Annotated in this window: 16 protein-coding genes; 4 read left to right on the top strand and 12 right to left on the bottom strand. The window is 65.7% G+C overall.

Annotated features, from left to right (window positions below; genetic code table 11):
- The first annotated feature begins 18 nt into the window (after nucleotides 1–18).
- The gene (locus H4W01_RS09490) at nucleotides 19–444 is read left to right on the top strand and encodes an MAPEG family protein (RefSeq protein WP_010402952.1); all 426 of its coding nucleotides are present in this window, start codon (nucleotides 19–21) and stop codon (nucleotides 442–444) included.
- Nucleotides 445–494: 50 nt separating this feature from the next.
- Here H4W01_RS09490 and H4W01_RS09495 read toward each other — a convergent pair whose 3' ends face one another.
- The 12 genes from H4W01_RS09495 to H4W01_RS09550 all read right to left on the bottom strand — a co-directional run bounded on the left by H4W01_RS09495 (nucleotide 495) and on the right by H4W01_RS09550 (nucleotide 15,989).
- Nucleotides 495–2,387, bottom strand: a complete 1,893-nt coding sequence (locus H4W01_RS09495; protein ID WP_209610812.1) for an XrtA/PEP-CTERM system amidotransferase — start codon at nucleotides 2,385–2,387, stop codon at nucleotides 495–497.
- Nucleotides 2,387–3,925 carry an exosortase A gene (gene xrtA / locus H4W01_RS09500; protein ID WP_435804077.1) on the bottom strand — a complete coding sequence of 513 codons (1,539 nt, stop codon included), beginning with the start codon at nucleotides 3,923–3,925 and terminating at the stop codon, nucleotides 2,387–2,389. Before xrtA ends, H4W01_RS09495 begins: the two co-directional genes overlap by 1 nt.
- Before the next feature lie 22 nt (nucleotides 3,926–3,947).
- Complete coding sequence (locus tag H4W01_RS09505; protein WP_209610814.1) at nucleotides 3,948–5,159, bottom strand: TIGR03087 family PEP-CTERM/XrtA system glycosyltransferase; 1,212 nt, start codon at nucleotides 5,157–5,159, stop codon at nucleotides 3,948–3,950.
- Nucleotides 5,159–6,232, bottom strand: coding sequence for a FemAB family XrtA/PEP-CTERM system-associated protein (locus H4W01_RS09510; RefSeq protein WP_209610815.1), 1,074 nt, complete (start codon nucleotides 6,230–6,232; stop codon nucleotides 5,159–5,161). The genes H4W01_RS09505 and H4W01_RS09510 overlap by 1 nt, the downstream gene beginning before the upstream one ends.
- Entirely contained in the window at nucleotides 6,229–7,083 is an 855-nt protein-coding gene (locus tag H4W01_RS09515; RefSeq protein WP_209610816.1) for an XrtA system polysaccharide deacetylase, read from the bottom strand. Before H4W01_RS09515 ends, H4W01_RS09510 begins: the two co-directional genes overlap by 4 nt.
- 4 nt (nucleotides 7,084–7,087) lie before the next feature.
- Nucleotides 7,088–8,380: an ExeA family protein gene (locus tag H4W01_RS09520; protein ID WP_209610817.1), complete on the bottom strand. Its 1,293-nt coding sequence runs from the start codon at nucleotides 8,378–8,380 to the stop codon at nucleotides 7,088–7,090.
- A gap of 38 nt (nucleotides 8,381–8,418) precedes the next feature.
- Entirely contained in the window at nucleotides 8,419–10,035 is a 1,617-nt protein-coding gene (locus tag H4W01_RS09525) for a hypothetical protein (protein WP_209610818.1), read from the bottom strand.
- A complete protein-coding gene (locus tag H4W01_RS09530; protein ID WP_209610819.1) occupies nucleotides 10,032–10,985 on the bottom strand; it encodes an AAA family ATPase in 954 nt (317 codons plus the stop codon). Before H4W01_RS09530 ends, H4W01_RS09525 begins: the two co-directional genes overlap by 4 nt.
- A complete protein-coding gene (locus tag H4W01_RS09535) occupies nucleotides 10,982–12,496 on the bottom strand; it encodes an XrtA system polysaccharide chain length determinant (RefSeq protein WP_209610820.1) in 1,515 nt (504 codons plus the stop codon). Before H4W01_RS09535 ends, H4W01_RS09530 begins: the two co-directional genes overlap by 4 nt.
- Before the next feature lie 14 nt (nucleotides 12,497–12,510).
- Nucleotides 12,511–13,155, bottom strand: a complete 645-nt coding sequence (locus H4W01_RS09540; protein WP_209610821.1) for an XrtA/PEP-CTERM system exopolysaccharide export protein — start codon at nucleotides 13,153–13,155, stop codon at nucleotides 12,511–12,513.
- A gap of 105 nt (nucleotides 13,156–13,260) precedes the next feature.
- Nucleotides 13,261–14,493 (bottom strand): pyridoxal-dependent decarboxylase, exosortase A system-associated, encoded by a 1,233-nt coding sequence (locus H4W01_RS09545; RefSeq protein WP_209610822.1) that lies wholly within the window; start codon nucleotides 14,491–14,493, stop codon nucleotides 13,261–13,263.
- Nucleotides 14,490–15,989, bottom strand: coding sequence for an AMP-binding protein (locus H4W01_RS09550; protein ID WP_209610823.1), 1,500 nt, complete (start codon nucleotides 15,987–15,989; stop codon nucleotides 14,490–14,492). The genes H4W01_RS09545 and H4W01_RS09550 overlap by 4 nt, the downstream gene beginning before the upstream one ends.
- A gap of 114 nt (nucleotides 15,990–16,103) precedes the next feature.
- Here H4W01_RS09550 and H4W01_RS09555 point away from each other — a divergent pair, with 114 nt between their 5' ends.
- Genes H4W01_RS09555 through H4W01_RS09565 form a run of 3 tightly spaced genes read left to right on the top strand, consistent with a single transcriptional unit; the run spans nucleotide 16,104 to nucleotide 17,911 of the window.
- Nucleotides 16,104–16,376, top strand: a complete 273-nt coding sequence (locus tag H4W01_RS09555; protein ID WP_209610824.1) for an acyl carrier protein — start codon at nucleotides 16,104–16,106, stop codon at nucleotides 16,374–16,376.
- 18 nt (nucleotides 16,377–16,394) lie between these two features.
- Nucleotides 16,395–17,129 carry a hypothetical protein gene (locus H4W01_RS09560; protein ID WP_334685216.1) on the top strand — a complete coding sequence of 245 codons (735 nt, stop codon included), beginning with the start codon at nucleotides 16,395–16,397 and terminating at the stop codon, nucleotides 17,127–17,129.
- Nucleotides 17,117–17,911, top strand: coding sequence for a hydrolase 1, exosortase A system-associated (locus H4W01_RS09565; protein WP_209610825.1), 795 nt, complete (start codon nucleotides 17,117–17,119; stop codon nucleotides 17,909–17,911). Before H4W01_RS09560 ends, H4W01_RS09565 begins: the two co-directional genes overlap by 13 nt.

A 17,911-nucleotide genomic window follows, 5' to 3' on the forward strand; every position in this document is an offset into this window, starting at 1 on the left:
TAAAGGGGGATATGACCGATGCATAGCGAGATCCTGAAGCCCGTTGTCGTGCTCATCGCGTGGACGCTGGTGATGCTGGTATGGATGCTGTCGACGCGTCTGCCAGCGATGCGGGCTTCAGGGGTCGATATCACCAAGCTTGTCGGCACAAAGGCGGCAGATGCGGACGGCCGCCTGCCGCCCAAGATCCAGTGGGTTGCGCACAATCACAACCATCTGATGGAGCAGCCGACGCTGTTTTACGCCGTCTGCGGGGTGATTGCGCTGACGGGTACCGGCAACGGGGTCAATGCGTGGATCGCCTGGGCTTATGTGGCGCTGCGCATTGCCCACAGCGTGTGGCAGGCAAAGGTCAACAAGGTGTCGGTGCGTTTCCTGCTCTTCCTCGGCGCGTCCCTGGCGCTGATCGCGTTGACGCTCCACGCGGCGATGGCGGTGTTCTGACGCTCTTCGGATCCTCCCCGGCACGGGGAGGATTGACTGGCGCGGTGGGCTCAGCCGAACAGCCGCGCCATCGCGCGGTCCAGCATCACCAATTGCCACAGCGTGCGGCCATGCTCGGCGCGCCCGGCACGATGGTCAGCCGCCAGTCGGGCGATCACGCCGGGATCGAACCAGCCCGACCCCACCAGCACACGCGACGACGCCAGCGCCGCTGCCTCATCCGCCAGCGCCCCGCGAAACCAGACGCTGATCGGCGTGACAAAGCCCATTTTCGGGCGATACAGAATATCGCGCGGCAGATAGCGTTCCATCGCCTTTTTGAGCAGCCACTTCCCCTGCCCGCCGCGCAACCGCATGTCGGCGGGAAGCCTGGCCGCGAACTCGACCAGGCGGTAATCGAGCAGCGGCTCGCGCGCCTCCAGCCCGACTGCCATACTGGTGCGGTCGGCCTTGGTCAGAATGTCACCGGGCAACCAATGCTGGAAATCGGCATATTGCGCGCGGTCGAGCGCATCGCGCGCCGGCGCATCGCGCATCGAGCGGACATAACGATCCTCGGCGCGATGCCCGCCGAGCGCGGCGCGCGCGTGATCGGTCAACAGCGCCGCGCGCAAGGCAGGCGTGGTCACCCCGACCGAGCGGGCATAGCCCTCCGCCCCATCCTCGGCGAGCGCGAGCAGCGTCGTCTTGGCGCGGAGCGGGCGCGGGGCCCAATCGGCCTTGGGATACCAGCGACCAAGCGTGCCGAACAGGTTCGAGCGGATCGAAGCGGGCACCATCGCGCGCACGCGCTCCTCGGCTGCCTGAAACTTGTAGCGACGGTATCCGGCAAAGGCCTCGTCGGCCCCGTCGCCGGACAGCGCCACCGTCACATCCTCGCGCGCCAGCTCGCACACCCGGTACGTCGCCAGCGCCGACGCATCGGCAAAGGGTTCGTCAAAGGCATGGACCAGCGTGTCGATCAGCGAGAAATCGTCCGCCGCGACCACGCGCTCGCGATGCTGCGTGGCGAAGCGCTCGGCGATCACATCGGCATAGCGGCGTTCATCGAGGCTGTTCTCGTCAAACCCGATCGTGCAGGTGCGCACCGCCCCGCGCGAGGCCTCCGCCATCAGCGCGACCACCGCCGAGCTATCGACCCCGCCCGACAGGAACGCGCCCAGCGGCACATCCGACACCATGCGCGACGTCACCGCATCGCGCAGCAGCGCGACCAACTCTTCCTCAAGCGCCTTGGCCGACCCCGTCGCACGTCGGGAGAAGTCCACATCCCACCAGCGCGACGGCGCGGGCACCGGTTTGCCGCGCTCGATCAGCAGGCTGTGCCCGGCGGGCAGCTTCTTCACGCCCGCGACGAGACAGGTGTCGTCGGGCACATAGCCAAACGCCAGATAATCCTCGACCGCGCGAAGATCGGGCGCGCGCCGCAGCAGCGGATGCGCGAGCAACCCCTTCAATTCAGACGCGAAAGCGACCCCGCCATCGGACAGCTCGACGTAATGCAGCGGCTTCACGCCGAGCCGGTCGCGCGCGAGAAACAGGCATTGCCGCCGCGCATCGTGCAGCGCGAAGGCGAACATGCCGTTCAACCGATCGAGCAGCGCCGGGCCCCAGGCCGCCCAGCCGTGGAGCAGCACCTCGGTATCGCCCGCCGTCACGAACACGGCACCCCGTGCCTGCAACTCCGCGCGCAGGGCCGCGAAATTATAGATCTCGCCATTATAGGTGACGGTCAGCGCGCCATCAGCGCTCGCCATTGGCTGCGGCGATCCGGCGACATCAATGATCGACAGCCGTCGATGCCCCAACCCCACCCCCGGCGCGGTCCACACACCCGATCCGTCGGGCCCGCGATGCGCCTGCGCATCCGCCATCGCCGCGATCCGCGCGGGATCGACGGGCTTTGGCGTCGCGGGATAATAGAGACCAGCAATCCCGCACATCAGTTGATCATTCCCGCGCTGCGATCGGCCAGCCGCTCGATCGGTCCCAGCGCCGCGACAAACGCCGCCATCGCCAAGCGTGGATCATGGCCCGGCACCGCCTCGGCCGAGACATGCACCGCGACCGCGCGCTGCGGGCCGCCAAGCATCTTGGCCTTCAGTGTTTCCAGCTTCACCACGGGCCCCTTGTAGGTCAGCGTATCCCCAACGCGATACCAGGTGACCACGTGCCGCTCGACCGGCCCCGGCGCGGTGATGCGCATCGCCGATCCGCCCGCCAGATCGGGAAGATCGGCCACACGCACCCACACATCATCCTCCCGCAGCGCGCCCACGCCGAACGCGACCACCTCTTTGCCCTCATTCTGGCTGCCATAAACGGCGATCGCGAGGTCAACCTGATCGCCCTTCGCATTGCCGTAGCGACCGAGCAGAAAATGGTCTGCACCCGGATAATTGGGTGCCCACGGCGCACGCGCGCTCAGCGCGACGCGGTGCCAGCCCGGCACCTCCGGCAGGGCAATCCGCTCGGGCAGCGTCTGCGCGCGCCCGGCAATCGCTGCCGACCAGGCCGGGAACAGCGCGGCCAGCGCCAGCACCAGCACCGCTGCCAATGGCGCATCAAGGCGGTAGCGTGGCACCGTTTGCAGCGCGGCCGGGTCGAACAGCGGGGCATCGGGCGCACGGTCAAACCAGCGCCAGCCGAGCGCCAGCACCGCTGCCATCACCACCGCAAAGAACAGCCAGCCATAGACGATATGGTCAAACCCGGTCGCGCGCTCGACCGAGGTGAGATAGGCGGCATAGATCGTCCCGAACGCCCGCACCCCATTGGCCAGTACCGGAACCACCAGCGCCACCACCATGAAAGCCGCGCGCCTGCGCCAGGACACGAAGCAGACATTGGCGACCAGGACGCCATAGGCGATCATCGCGATCACGAACTTCGCGCCGGAGCAGGCCTCGGCCACTTCGAAATAGCCATTGGGGATGGTGATCAGCACGCCATCCACCTCAGCGGGCACGCCGAACAGATGCAATAGCGGCATGGTCAGCGCGACCGTGGCGGTCTGGAGCGGCCCCTCCAGCCCTTCGCCAAACGGCACCAGGAACAGCGCATAGCCAAGCGGAAACAGCAGTGCGCGCGCGACATTGGGCCCGAGCAGGGTCACTACCGCGCCCTGCAGCATCAGCACGATCCCGAGATGCCGGGCAAGCGCCACGCCACCCGCATCGCCCAGCAGCCAGCCAAAGCCGCCAATGGCGACCAGCGCCAAACCCGGTGCCCAGGCGACGGGGGTGAGCTCGGCCAGCCCGGCGCGGCGCTGCCAGACAAGCCATACCACTACGGGCGCAATGAACAGACAATGCCCAAAGGTCGTGCTGGTCCACCACAGCGTCGCGAGCGCACGGACGTCGCTGCCGAACAGCAAGAGGATCGCGACACTGACGATGCCGAGCAGCGCCGTTTGCGGCCGCCACACCTGCCCCGGCGCTGCATGTCCATCACCGGCCAGCAGTCCCGGCTGGATGCGCATCCCAAGGGGCAGCGTCATGCGTTCAGGCCGCGCTGCGGCGCGGGGATGCCTTCACGCTGATCCCCAGGATCGCATCGAGCGGCGCGAGCCGCGCCTCCCAGCTATAGCGCGCCTGCACCTGCGCGCGCGCGTCGCGACCGATCTCCGCGCCCCGCACCGGATCGTTCAGGATGGCGATGACTTCCTCGGCAATCTCGCCAACGGTTTCGCCAATGCGGATCGTTCCGCCATGGTCGATCCCTTCGGCTGCCGCTCTGGACGCGACGACCGGGCGTGCCATTGCCATCGCTTCCAGCACTTTGTTCTGGATGCCGCGCGCGAGCTTCAGCGGCGCGACGACGACCGAGGCGGCGGCGATCCACCCGCGCACATCGGCGACTTCTCCGGTCACGATCACCCCAGGTTGCTTGGCCAGCGCCTTGACCGCATCGCTCGGTGCGCGCCCGACAATGGCGAAGCGGGCCTGCGGAAAGCGCACGCGAATGTGCGGCAGGATCGTCTCGACGAACCAGGTCACCGCTTCGATATTGGGCCGATAGTCCATTTGCCCGGTAAACACGATCAACGCGCCGGTGGTGTCGATGCGCTTGAACGGCGCGGTCGGATCGAAAAATTCAGTGTCGATGCCATTCTCGACAACATGGACCCGCTCCGCACCGGACTTGTCGCGGAACAGTTGCGCCTCGGCCGCGCTGACGAACAGGCTGGCATCTGCCCGCTGCGCGACCGCGCGCTCATGCTGAAACAGCAGCCGCGCTTCGCGCTTCATGAACCAGCGCATGATTCCGCCAGAACCCTTGGCATAGGCACCGAACTTTGCCGAATCCATGTCGACAAAATCCATAATCACTTTCTGGCGCGGCCGGGCCGGAAGATATTGCGCCATCTGGCTGGAAAAAACGTAAATCGTATCGATCGAATGCCGCGAGAGCAGATTGTCGACCGCAGCGCGCAACGAGGCGTTGTCAAACGCCGCCAGCGAGACCGGCTTGCGCCCGATCAACGCCTCAAGCGCAGATGTGAGGCGCGATTTCGACCGCCAGATGATCGAACGATTGCCGGTCAGCTTCGACAGGCCGCTCTTGCGCTTCATATCGCGGGTATCGTCGGCAAAGGCGATCAGATGCACGCGCTTGCGCGCCGCCAGATACTTCAGGATGTGAAAGCCACGGATCTTGTCCCCCCGATCGGGCGGGTACGGCACGCGATGCCCGAGGAAGAGAATGTCACCCATTAACCAAGGCCTTTGGAGATGTGCGGTCCAAGCAGGTTAGCGACCACCAATGGCAGCTTTTTCCACATCGCGACCTTTTGGGCATAGCGTGGGTTCAAGGGATTGATGTCGCGCGATGACTCTCCAATCACCGCGCGTTTACCATACAGCAAGGGCACGCCGTCGAAACCCCAGTTCTTCTTGTAAGCGGCCGGTCCGGTTCCGACCTTGGAGCGACCGAAATCGAAATGCGTGCACCCGCGCGCACGGGCATGGCTCATCAGCGCGAAATACATGCGGTCATTCGCGCGCAAGCCGCGCGCGGCGTGCGTGCCCCCGCCCCAATAGGGATAGACGGTGCCGTTGTAATAGAGGCTGAGCACGCTCGCCACCGCGCGCCCTTCGGACCGGATCGTGACAATGTCGGCGGCGTTTCCAAACTGTTCCAGCACGCAGCGGAACAACCGCGCCGGGAAGACCGGCGTTCCCAGGTTACGGACCGATTCGGCATAGACGGCGTAATGCGCGCGCACGTCACCCGCATCGCGCCCGATCGAGACGGTAAGGTCGTTCTCAAGCGCCTTGCGCACCTCGGCGCGTTGCTTGCGTGGGATGGCGGCGAGCTCGGCCGCGTCGCTGTCCGCCAGCGGTCGCACGAAGCCGAGATAGATGTGATCGTCGAAATCCCATGCCCCCTCGGGCATCGCGCCGCCGCGGAGTTCCAGCGTCGGGCACCCGAATCGCTGTGCGAGTGCCCATCCGCCATCGGCCAGCGCCGCCACCGCCGCAGGCTCATCCGCCAAAATACCGCCGCCAACCGCAAAGCCATTGGACACCAGCGCTTTGCCAAACAACCGCGAGCGCACTTCGGTCAACGGCAGCACGCCCGCGATCGATCCGTCGCCACGCTCGGCGACCAGGGTATGGCTGATCTGGCCGCACCCCTGCGCAACCGCCATGCTCCAGGCTGGCAGATGAAAGGGCGTCCCCTGCTTGTGGCCACGCACGTAGCTTTCCACCCGCTGACGCTCGCCGACATCATGCAAATCGATGGATCGTAGCGCGAGCAAGGGGGCCAGGGGCTGGACCGTCATGCCGCCACCCCAAGCGTTTGCACCGAGGGCAAATCGCGCACGACGGCATCCATCCGCCCCCAGTCGTGCCGACCGATCAATCCGCGCATCTTCCCCGCCATCGCGCCAAGGCGGCTGTAATGGCGCAGTTTTGACTTTAGCGGAGCATTGGTGACGCGCGGCTGGGCAGGATCGATTTCCCACGGGTGAAAGTAGAAGATCGCCGGCTGCCCGTCCGCCGAGACTTGGCGCACTGCATAATCGGTGAGCGCTGCCGGCAGCAGGCGGAAAAAGCCACCGCCGGTCGCCATCCGCCGCGCGCCGAATTGCGCGACGGTCACGGGCACTTCGACCAGATCCGCGTCCGCCAGCGGACGAAAGGCGTAGCGCGGGGCTTTGGGCCAGCCATAATGATCATGGCGCAGCGGTGCCACGCTGGAGGAATACGCATAGCCCTCCTCCGCCAGAATCCGGTGCGCCCACGGCGTGCGCAGATCGATGGAGAAACTCGGCGCGCGATAGCCGGTGACGGCAACGCCGCCCGCATCCTCAAGCGTGCCGCGCGCACGCGCAAGATCGGCGCGGAAGGTTGCGGGTTCCATCGTGAAGACGCGGTCGTGCCCCCAACCGTGGCTCGCCAGTTCATGCCCTGCATCGACGATCCGCCGGATGAGGCGAGGATAGCGCGCGGCAACCCAGCCCAGCGTGAAAAAGGTCGCCTGCACGCCACTCTCGGCGAACAGCGCGAGCACGGCGTCGGTATTGGCCTCCACGCGCGGCAGCAGCGAATCCCAATCGGCCCGGTCGATCACCGATTCAAAAGCGCCGACCTGGAACCAGTCCTCAACATCGACCGAAAGGACATGACGCATCGGCTTAATCCCGCGTGATGGGGAGCGGCGGCGCGGCACTGTGCTCGCCCTCGGCCCAGTCAACCAGGAGCTTCAGAACGCGGCGAAGCGCGATATCCTGCTCATCAACCCGTGCCTCAAGCGCGGCAATACGGGTAGCGACATCCGCAGTAGCGTATGGCGCAGGCACGGGCTCCTCTATCGCCACCGCCATCGGTGCAGGCGCAGGCTCAGGCTCAGGTTCCGGTTTGGGCTCTGGGGGAACAACCACCGGCTGTGCTTCCACAACCGCCACCGCTTCTTCGTGCAGCGCGCGGATCGGGCGCGGCGGGGCCGTCGGGGGCAGAATCGAAATCGGCAGCGGGCCGGGCTCCGGTTCCGGCACCGGCGGTGGTAGCGGACTGGCCAGGGGTTCGTCCGGCGCGGCCACTTCAGAAATCGGCTGCTCAACCGCAGGTGTCGCAGCCACAGCGGGTTCCGGCACGACGATCGGCTTCACGCCCGGCATGTCGCCCGCGATATCTGCCACCACTGCGGCGACCGCCCGCGCATCGATCGTATCGATCCGCTCGATCGCGCCATACAGCATCACGCGGCCCGCCAATTGGTTCAGGCGGCGCGGTACGCCATCGGACCCGCTATAGAGGGCGGTGAACGCATCGGGCGTGAAATGCGGGCGCTCCTGCCAGCCGACCACCGACAGGCGATGCCGCATATAGGGCTCGACCTCTTCGGGCTCCATCGGATCGAGGTGATGCATTGCGATGACGCGCTGGCGCAATTGCTCAAGCCGGTCCGACCCGTGCAGCCGCTCGCGAAATTCGGGTTGGCCGAGCAGGAAGATCTGCAACAGCGCATGCCCGCCGGTCTGGAAGTTCGAGAGCATGCGCAACTCTTCCAGACTCGACACCGGCAGCGCCTGCGCTTCATCGACGATCAGCAGCGTGCGTCGTCCGGCGCGTGCGGTCGCATGCAGCCCGCGTTCGATCGCCACCAGCAATTGTGCCTTGGTCAGCCCCGCGCTGTCGACGTCCAGCCCGGTTGCAACCATGCGCAACAGATCATCGGCTTCGATCTGCGTTGAAACGATCTTGATGACATGCAGCCGGGTCGGATCAATCGTATCCATCAAATGGCCGACAAGCGTGGTCTTGCCCGCGCCGACGTCGCCCGTGATGACGATGAAACCCTCGCCCTGCGCCAAGCCATAGCCGAGATAGGCCATGGCCTTGCGATGCGTCGCCGTATCGAACCAGAAACGCGGATCAGGCGTCAACTGAAACGGTCGGCCGGTCAAACCATAATGATCGTCGTACATAATGTCGTCCTCGCAACCGGCATAGCAACGGATGCGTTTCAGAATTGATACCGCACCCCAACTTGGCCCTGCGCCGACAACTGGTCCTCCGTACCTTTTTGGGTGAAGGAATACAGGCCCGCCGATGCGGTCGTCGCGATACGGCCAAAGTTATGGTAATACAGAGCGGTGGCTCCCGTACTGAAGACACCGGGGGCAGCCGAAATGCCGCTTTCGTAATAATTGGCGAAGACGTTGCCACTCACGCCCGAATTGCGATCGATCGGGGCACTGACATAGGCCTGCGCGTAATAGCTGTCGTCGGTCACGCCGTCGATGCTGAAGCCGGTGCCGCTGGGAGCGTAAAAGCGCCGCTGGGCATAGCCTCCCCCAATCCCGAAGCTGAGCGCGCCGCGCTTCGCGGCAATGACCGCGTCGACACCGCGCGCGCGATAGGCCGAGGTCGAGATCGACTGGAACACACCGTTCAGGCACCCGCCCGCCGCCGCGCTGCTGGTGCCAAAGGTGCAGCCGCTGAATTGCTGCGCAAAGGCATCGCGTTGGTCGATGAAGCTGGTCGGCAAGTTCGAGATGCCCTCGCGCAATTGCCGCCCGAAGGTGTCGACGGCGTCGTACACGCCGACCTGAATGCCGATCGATTTGGACGCGGCATAGCTGAACGAGCCGGTATAGGTCATCCCGCCATAACGCCGCCCTGCCCTTGCCTGCAGCGTGGTGCGCGGGCTTGGCCGCCAGATGACACCAGCATCATAGATCAGCCCGTCGGTCTGATAGGCGATGCGCGTCGGGGATGCGGGGTCGGTCTGGAAGCGGCCGCGGCTGTCGGTGACCGGCACCCCATTCGCGTCCTTCAACGGATCCTTCTGGCTGACCGTGATCTTTTCGTATCCGGCACCGCCCGTCACCGCGAGCGTCGGCAGAACCGGCAGGACGAGATCGCCCCGCGCCACCTTGCTTTCATATTTCTGGTCGAGCTGCCCTGCGGTATCGCGCTCATAGCCCGCCGAAACATTGACGCCGACCGGCAGCACCGCCCCCGCTTTCACGCCGGCGCTCGCGTTGAAGACATGGCTCTGCGAGGTGTCGAACACGTCGAGCTTCGGGCTGCCCGGGGCAACGCCGGTCGTCCCCGGTGCTTCGGCCTTGGTGAAACCGAAGCGATAGCTTGCCGCTACGCCGACCGGGCCGACATGGCTGGCGACCGTCGGGCCGACATAGGCCGAATAGACCTGGCTGATATTGTCGACATTCCCGGCCAGATTGCCCGGAGCCGCACCGCGAATGTCGGAGCGGACTCGTGTGGCAATCGCGCCACCTTCCAGCGTCACGCCGGGGGCGACACGCACGCTCGCCCGTGCCAAGCCGCTATGCACATCGTCGTCGCCGACCTTCTTGCTATACGAAAAGCGCCGTTCGTAGCGGTAACTCACCTGCAGTTGCGTGCGCTGGGTCTGGACCGACGCATCGACCCCTGCGGCGACCGTCGAATAGGTCAGCACATCGTCATTCTTGAGGTCAGCGGTTACGACTTGCCCGATTTCGATATAGGGCGTGATCGAGCGCTTGCGCTCTTCCGCATGCGCGGGCGCGGTCGCAAGCACGGCGATAGCCCCTGCGCCGAGCGCACGGGACAAAGATGAGATCGGGCGCGTCATAGGGCGTCCTCTTCCTGGCCATATCCATAATAATCGCCGAAGCGGCGTCCGCCGGGCGTCAGCGCCACGGCGTTGAGCAGAAGCTGAATATGCTCGCACGAATCGAGCAGGTTTATCGCCTCGCGCAGATCGCTTTCGCTGGTGCGGTCGGCGCGGACGACGAGCATGATCTGCCCGACCTGCGCCGCCAGCACGCTTGCCGGCGATGCCGCGAGCACGGGCGGAGAATCGAAGATCAGCAGGCGTTTTGGGTCGGCGGTGAGCAGTTGCGTGATCAACGTTCCGGTGCGCGCGCTGGCAACAAGTTCGGTATCAGCGGGCGTTCGCGTGCCACATGGCAGCAAGCTCAGATGGGGAATGTCCGTCCGCACGACACAGGCTTCGACATCGATGCTCGGGTCGGCAAGCGCATCCAACAGCCCCGCCTGTTCGGCAAGGCCGAATTGCGCCATCACATCGGGCTTGGCGAAGTCGGCGTCGATCAGCAGCACTTCGAGATCGCGCTCGGCCGCCAGCGAAAGCGCGAGATTGACCGCGCAATAGGTTTTGCCGTCATTCGGTCGCGCCGAGCTGACCAGCAACAGGCGCGAAAGCTCGGCATCGCTCTTGCTCACGCTGCGCGCGGTCGCCAGCAGTTGCCGCTTTACCAGGCGGAACTCCTCCGCCAGCGCCCCGACTGCAGCCCCGGGCACGAGCAACCCGCGCTCGGCCAACATCACGCGGTCGATCGTGGCGGCACCCGCAAGGTACCCCTGCCGGGCAACCGGTCGCGCCGGCTTTGGCTGCGCAGGAGGCAGATCGGCGCGCGGCTGTGCAGCGCCGATCGCCGGGGTCGGATGATCGACCGCTGGCAAAGCATAGGGGGCGCGTGCATCCGCTCCGAAATCATAGGTCTCAGCAGCGCGTTCCAACAGCGACGGGCGACCTTTGCGGGGCGTCAGGTCGCTCATGCCGCCAACCCCCGCTGCAGCATTTCCACGCCCAGCAGCGCCACATAGGCCACGCCAAGCCCGGCAACACCGCCGCCATAATAGAGCAACATCCGCCGCCGCGCGGCCGTCTGCGCGGCGGTGACCATCTCGCCAATCGAGCCGATCACCGGCATTCCGGTTGCCTTTTCGAGCCGGGCGGCGGTGGCGAAGGTGGTCTTCAACTGCCCGAGCACAAACGCCGCCGCCACGCCGCCGCCAAGCGCGGCGATCAGCACGCCGGTCAGCAACAGGGGCCGGTTCGGCGCAGTCGGAACGCGCGGAGCCGTTGGCGGATCGATGACGCTGAACTTGATCGAATCGGTCTGGCTTTGCGCTTGTCCGCGCAGCTTGATCGCTTCGCGATCGGCCAGCAGCTTGGCATAGCCGTCCTTCAGCACCTGATAATCATTGTCGATCTTGGATTGCTGCGCGGCGACGCCGGGATCCCCGGCGAGCTTTGCGGTGATCGTATCGAGATCGCGCTGGAGTTGCGCCCTGCGTGCGTTCAGCGCGGCGACCTGGGCCTGCTTGTCCGCCTGAATCGACCGCAACGAAAGATACGCCGGATTGGTGGCGGACGCGGCCCCAGCCGATACGGGTTCGCCGCGCGCGGCGGCTTGCGCGGCGGCCAATTGGCTGCGCAGCGCGATCACGTCGGGATGGTTTTCGGTATAGCCCCGTGCGCGCACATCGGCGAGCTGACCCTGGATCGCATTGAGCCGCGCCCGCGCCGGGCCGACACCCGCCGCGCTCGTGGCCCCGGCGACGCTGGCGGGAACACCCGCCATCTGGCCGTTTACCGCCGCCAGGCTGGATTGCGCGGCGGCAAGGTCGCTCTCGACTTGCGCCATCGCGGTCCGGGCGGCCCCCATGCGATCGGTCAGCGATCCGCTACCCGGCAAGCTGCCGAGATAGTGGTTCTGGAAATCGGCGCGCTTGGCGTCGGCATCGGCGAGTTGCTTCTGGCGTTGCTCGAGCTGGGCATCGAGGAATTTGAGGCTCGTGCTCGTTTCGTCGCGGTCGCCCGACAGATTCTGTTCGACAAACAGGTCGATCAGCTTCTGCACGACTTGCCGGGTAACCTTGGGGCTGGAGCCGGTCGCGACGATTTCGAACAGATTGTCCTGCTGCGCGGTGATCTTGATCGCCTTGGCCAGGCCCGCGACGCGATCCGCGACATCACGATCGGTCTTTACCGTATTCGCCAGATCCGTGCCGCGCACCACCTTCTCCAGACTGACCGCGCTGGTCAGCGTCTGGCGGATCATGTCCATGTCCTTCTGCTGGTCGGCAGGGGTGATGCCGACCGCGTTGGGCAGGATCGTGTTCATCTGCACTGAGACGCGGGCGCGCGATTCATAGCTGTTGGGAATTTGCGCGACCACCGCCCAGCCGAGCACAGCAATGCCCCAGGCAACCGCCAGCGCGATCCACCGGCGCATCCAGATCGTATGGAGCGCGACCCGTATTTCATCGAGCAAGCCGTTCATCCGCCGGTCCGTGCTCAGAACATGCTCTGCGGGATGATGATCACATCCCCCGGCTCAAGCCGGACGTTGGCGCGGCTGTCGCCATCCTTGAGCAAGCTCGACAGCTTGATGTTATATTCGACCTGTTTGCCGGTTTCGCGATTGTAACGAACCAGCTTCGCGCGGTTGCCCGCCGCATATTCGCTGAGGCCGCCGACCGAGATCATCGCGTCGAGCAGCGTCATATTGGCGCGATAGGGAATCGAAGCGGGCTTGGCGGTCGCGCCGACGATGCGCACTTGCTGGCTGAACGTACCCGAGAAATTCTCGACGATGACCGAGACGATCGGATCCTTGATATATTCGCCGAGCGCGATCTTCATGTCGTCGGCGAGCATCCGCGGCGTCTTGCCGACGGCGGGCATGTCGCTGATCAGCGGCGTGGTGATCCGCCCATCCGGCCGCACCTGGACCTTCGTCGACAGTTCGGGATTGCGCCAGACGAAGATGTTGAGCTGGTCGAGCGGGCCGATGACATATTCCTCGCCCGGCTGCTCCTGCGTCGCCACGAACGATGCCTGCGGCAGTTCCGAACGGCCCCCGCCAACACACGATCCGAGCGTCAACGCCGCGACGCCAACACCCAGCAACCCCCGGAATGATTTGAAAAACCGTGCCATCTCTACCTCCCGCCGCGAGGTACTGCCGATGGCGTCACGTCTGACGCGCAGGGGGCAGGTTCACGGCTATCGTGCCGCTATGAGACGAAAGAGGTGAAAATTGCGTTAGGAATGCTCGCTTTGGCCCACCAGCAGCTCGCGCGGCAGGGCATGGCCCAGAAACGCGGTGGGGCTGGCCGACAGGCCATAAGCGCCCGCCATGAACACCGCGACGAGGTCCCCGACGTCGGCGACCGGCAGCGTGACGCTGTCCGCCAATCGGTCGAGCGGGGTGCATAAGGGCCCGACGACACTGACGGTTTCGGTCGGCGCATCGGGGGCAGCAGTGGCGACCGCGACGGGATAATTGCGCTTCACCACCGTGCCGAGATTCCCGGAGGCGGCAAGCTGGTGGTTCATGCCGCCATCGGTAACGAGGAAGGTTTCGCCCCGGCTTTCCTTGCGATCGACCACGCGCGTCAGATACACGCCCGCCTCGCCTACCAGCCAGCGGCCTAGCTCGATCGCAAACCGCGTATCCGCGAGGATCGGTGCGCGCTCGCCGAGCGCTTCTGCCAGCGCATCACCAATCACCCGCACGTCGAGCGGCGTTTCGCCCGGGAAATACGGAATGCCAAAGCCGCCGCCGAGATTGACCAGCGGCGGCATGACGCCAACCGCGTCGGCCAGCCGCCCCGCGAGCGCCAGCGTTTCGGCCTGTGTTTCGATGATCGCGTGCGGATCGAGCGCCTGCGATCCCGCGAAGATGTGAAAACCGCGCCAGTCCGCTCCGGCGTCGATCACGTGCCTGGCCACAGCGGCGGCACGATCGGCATCGATACCGAAGGGCGAGGCGCGCCCACCCATGCGCATGCCCGATCCCCGCAATTCGATCTCAGGGTTCACCCGGATCGCAAGACGCGGCGTGACGCCATGCCGCTCGCCGATCGCCAGCGCGCGCGCCGCTTCACCGGAAGATTCAAGGTTGATCGTCGCGCCCGAACGGATTGCAAACTCCAGCTCGTCCTCACGCTTGCCCGGCCCGGCAAAGCTGATCCGCGCACCCGGCTTCACCGGCAGCGCCATCGCCAATTCGCCCCCCGACGCGACATCCAGCCCATCGACCAATGGCGCGATCGCAGCGAGCAACGGCGCGAACGGATTGGCCTTGATCGCATAATGCAGGTCGATCGTGGGGAAGGCCGCGCGAAACCGCTGAATGCGGGCCTGCACCACCGCCATGTCGTAGACGAACAAGGGAGTGTCACCCGCGACTGAGGCCCAATGCGCCGCCTCCTGCCCGCCAATCCGCAGCGGCGTGATCTCGAAAACCGTCGGAATCGTGCCCATCGGCTTCATGACTTCATCTCCGCTTTCAGCGCCGCGCGATCAAGCTTGCCATTGGCGTTGCGCGGTAGCTCGGTGCGCCATGCATAGCGTGCAGGCTGCTGGAAACTCGGCAAATCGCGCCGCAGCCGCACGCGCAAAGCGGCCTCTTGCGTGCCGTCCCCGCGCGCGACCACGACGATCGCTTGCCCAAGGCGCGCATCGGGCACGCCAAGCGCCACCGCCTCCGCCGTTTCGCCGCCCGCGACCACGGCTTCCTCGATCTCGGTCGGGCTGATGCGGTTGCCCGCGCTTTTGATCATCTCATCATCGCGCCCGACGAAGCGGAGCAGGCCGTCGCCATCGCGCACCACGGTATCGCCCGACCACACTGCCATGCCGCCCGATCGAGACCAGGCGGGTGCCGGACGGAAGCGCTCAGCGGTCCGCTCGGCGTCCTGCCAATAGCCTTGCGCGACGAGCGGTCCGGCATGGACGAGCTCGCCCGGCTCCCCCGCCGCCGCCGCAGTGCCATCCGGTCGCACGACCATGATCTCGGCAAAGGGAATCGCGCGGCCGATCGAGTCGGGATGGGCCGCGACCAACTCGGGCGCGAGATAGGTCGAGCGGAACGCCTCGGTCAGCCCATACATCGGATACAGATCGGCTTGCGGAAAGCGCGCGCGCAACCCTGCAACGAGCGGGGCAGTCAACGCGCCCCCCGAATTCGTCAAACGTTTCAAACGATTTGCTGTATCTTGTGGCCATTCCGCCTCAAGCACTTGCACCCACAAAGGCGGGACGCCAGCCACTGTGGTGGGCGCGAGGCGATCGATGGCCTTCACCACGTCCTTGGCGGTCAGATAATCGAGCGGCGCATAGCTTGCCCCGGCGGCCCAGGTCGAAAAGAGCTGGTTCTGCCCATAATCGAAACTGAGCGGCAGCACGCCGAGCACCCGGTCCGCAGGCGTAAGCTTCAAATAGTGCGCGACGCTGATCGCGCCCAACCACAGATTGGCATGGCTGAGCATCACGCCCTTGGGTCGCCCGGTTGATCCGGACGTATAGAGGATCGCCGCCAGAGTGTCAGGATCGGCATTGCTGGCAGGCAGCGCCGCCCCCAGGCTCAGATCTTCTTCCAGAAAGAGCGCGCAATTCTCTGAAAGATCGCCCTGTTCCAGCGTCGCACTCCGCGCCGCCTGCGTCACCAGGGCGGCCGCGCCACTGTCCGCCAGGATATGCGCGACCTGCGCGCGTTTGAGCATCGGGTTGATCGGCACATGCACCAGACCGGCGCGCGGGGCCGCCATGGGTAGTACGCAGGCCAACCGCGTCTTGGGCAACCAGCTCGCCACCCGCGCGCGCGGCGGATAGCCCTGCCCGGCCAGCCATGCCGCCACTTGCCCGGTCAACCGCTCCAGCCCGGCGAAATCGAGCGTACCGTGCCGGTCGACCAAGGCCGGATCGGCTGACCGCCCCCGCAGCGGCAGCGTGTCGATGGGGCGTGCTATGGGGTCGAGCGCGATCATGCCTCTTGATAGCCGCCACCGCCCGGCTGTGAAGAGGAGTTGTCGGGCCGCACTTGGCAGCGGACCGCCCAGTCTCTATCGCAGCGCACCATAACCCACAATTTGGGGCTCGCAGTGATTTCTGAAGATTACGATCGTATCGATGCCACGCTCCGTTCAACCCTGCGCGATGTGCTGGGCCTGAGCGAGACCCGTGCGGCGGCCCTGGATGCCGACACGCCGCTGTTCGGGGCGATGCCCGAGCTGGACTCGATGGCGGTGGCCGGGCTGCTGACCGAGATTGAGGAACGCCTCGGCATCCTGATCGAGGATGACGAAGTCGATGGCGAGATGCTGGAGAGTTTCGGCGCGCTCGTCCGGTTCGTCGCCACCAAGACGCGCCGCTAGCCATTCGATGAGCGCCGCTTGATCGCCTCGTATCAGGCAAGCGGCGGTCGGGAGGCCATGCTGCGCTTCGGGCCCGATCAAGGGCCGCTCGTCGCAGTCGCCCTCCCTCTGTTCGAAGACGCCAATCGCGTGCGTGGCTTTGCGGTCGCCATTTGCCGGGCGCTGGCGGCGCGCGGGGTGGCAACGATACTGCCCGATCTTCCCGGTCAAGGGGAGAGCCTGGTGCCGCTGGAGCGCTGCAGCATCCTCGACATTGCCGACGGCTTCGATTGTGCGACCAAGGATGCCTGGAATGCCGATCGGCGATGTTACGGCGTGGCGCTGCGCAGTGGCGCGCTGCTCGACAAGCTCGCCTTGCTCGACGGACGCTGGCATTTCGCGCCGCAGGACGGCCCATCTCTGTTACGCGACTTGAAGCGGATCAAGCAGGCGTCGCAGCCGCATATCAGGCTGTCCGATACGGACTGGTATTTCGATCCCCAGACACCGGCAGATCACCCCGACCCTCCCGTCGAAATCGCCGGGAACCGGATCTCCACCGCGCTGCTGACCGACCTGTCCGTCTATGCCCCGTGGACGCCCGCAGATGGCGGCCCGCTGCGCACCGTGCGGCTCGACAGCGATCCCGCCCCTGCCGACCGCCATGTTCCGGGCACGGCGCTGTGGCGCCGCGCCGAGCCCGGCAATGACGTCACGCTGGCTCGGTTGCTCGCCGACGACATTGCCGACTGGATCGCGACATGCGAACGGTAACCACCTTCGATTGCGCGGGCGAGACGCTGTTCGGCACGCTGGATACAGCGGCCGGCAAGACAGGCTTGTTGATCGTGTCGGGCGGCAATGAAATCCGCATCGGCGCGCATCGCGGCATGGCGCTGCTTGCCCAGCGACTCGCCGCGCACGGGGTGCCGGTGTTCCGCTTCGACCGTCGCGGCATCGGCGATTCGACCGGCGACAATGGAGGGTTCCGCACTTCAGGCCCCGATATCGCCAGCGCCGCCGCCGCCTTCCGCGCCCTATCCGGGATCGAACGGCTCGTCGCATTCGGCAATTGCGATGCGGCGACAGCCTTGGCCCTGTTCGGAGCGGAGGCTGGAATCGAGACGCTGATCCTCGCCAATCCGTGGCTGATGGAACAGGGTGACGCTCTTCCCCCCGCCGCCGCGATCAGCGCGCGCTATGCCGCCAAGCTCAAAAACCCACGCGAGTGGCTCAGGCTGCTCCAAGGGCAGGTCAATTTGAAAAACCTATTCAAGGGCTTGAACAAGGTTTTTCACAATGGGCCGAAGGGAAGCACGCCCCTCGCGACGGAGCTACTCGACGCGTTAGCGACCTGGAGCCGTCGCGCAACGATCCTGCTGGCGCGCCGCGACAACACCGCCCTCGCCTTTGCAGACGCCGCCCGTCCGTACCACGGCACACTGCAAATGCTGTTCTGTGAAACCGACAGTCACAGCTTCGCCCATCCCCAGGATGCCGAGTGGCTCGAACAGCAGATCGTTGCCGCCCTGTCTCGCCTGCCAGAGGCGGGCTGA

Origin of the sequence: Sphingomonas sp. PL20 (assembly GCF_017875905.1) — a bacterium.
GTDB classification, from domain to species: Bacteria; Pseudomonadota; Alphaproteobacteria; order Sphingomonadales; family Sphingomonadaceae; genus Sphingomonas; species Sphingomonas echinoides.

Coding starts and splice junctions, on each gene's coding strand:
- H4W01_RS09505 (WP_209610814.1), bottom strand. CDS start 5,159: ATGGGTGACATTCTCTTCCTCGGGCATCGCGTGCCGTACCCGCCCGAT.
- H4W01_RS09525 (WP_209610818.1), bottom strand. CDS start 10,035: ATGACGCGCCCGATCTCATCTTTGTCCCGTGCGCTCGGCGCAGGGGCT.
- H4W01_RS09540 (WP_209610821.1), bottom strand. CDS start 13,155: ATGGCACGGTTTTTCAAATCATTCCGGGGGTTGCTGGGTGTTGGCGTC.
- H4W01_RS09490 (WP_010402952.1), top strand. CDS start 19: ATGCATAGCGAGATCCTGAAGCCCGTTGTCGTGCTCATCGCGTGGACG.
- H4W01_RS09530 (WP_209610819.1), bottom strand. CDS start 10,985: ATGAGCGACCTGACGCCCCGCAAAGGTCGCCCGTCGCTGTTGGAACGC.
- H4W01_RS09495 (WP_209610812.1), bottom strand. CDS start 2,387: ATGTGCGGGATTGCTGGTCTCTATTATCCCGCGACGCCAAAGCCCGTC.
- H4W01_RS09510 (WP_209610815.1), bottom strand. CDS start 6,232: ATGACGGTCCAGCCCCTGGCCCCCTTGCTCGCGCTACGATCCATCGAT.
- H4W01_RS09545 (WP_209610822.1), bottom strand. CDS start 14,493: ATGAAGCCGATGGGCACGATTCCGACGGTTTTCGAGATCACGCCGCTG.
- H4W01_RS09520 (WP_209610817.1), bottom strand. CDS start 8,380: ATGTACGACGATCATTATGGTTTGACCGGCCGACCGTTTCAGTTGACG.
- H4W01_RS09535 (WP_209610820.1), bottom strand. CDS start 12,496: ATGAACGGCTTGCTCGATGAAATACGGGTCGCGCTCCATACGATCTGG.
- H4W01_RS09550 (WP_209610823.1), bottom strand. CDS start 15,989: ATGATCGCGCTCGACCCCATAGCACGCCCCATCGACACGCTGCCGCTG.
- H4W01_RS09565 (WP_209610825.1), top strand. CDS start 17,117: ATGCGAACGGTAACCACCTTCGATTGCGCGGGCGAGACGCTGTTCGGC.
- xrtA (WP_435804077.1), bottom strand. CDS start 3,925: ATGCGCATCCAGCCGGGACTGCTGGCCGGTGATGGACATGCAGCGCCG.
- H4W01_RS09515 (WP_209610816.1), bottom strand. CDS start 7,083: ATGCGTCATGTCCTTTCGGTCGATGTTGAGGACTGGTTCCAGGTCGGC.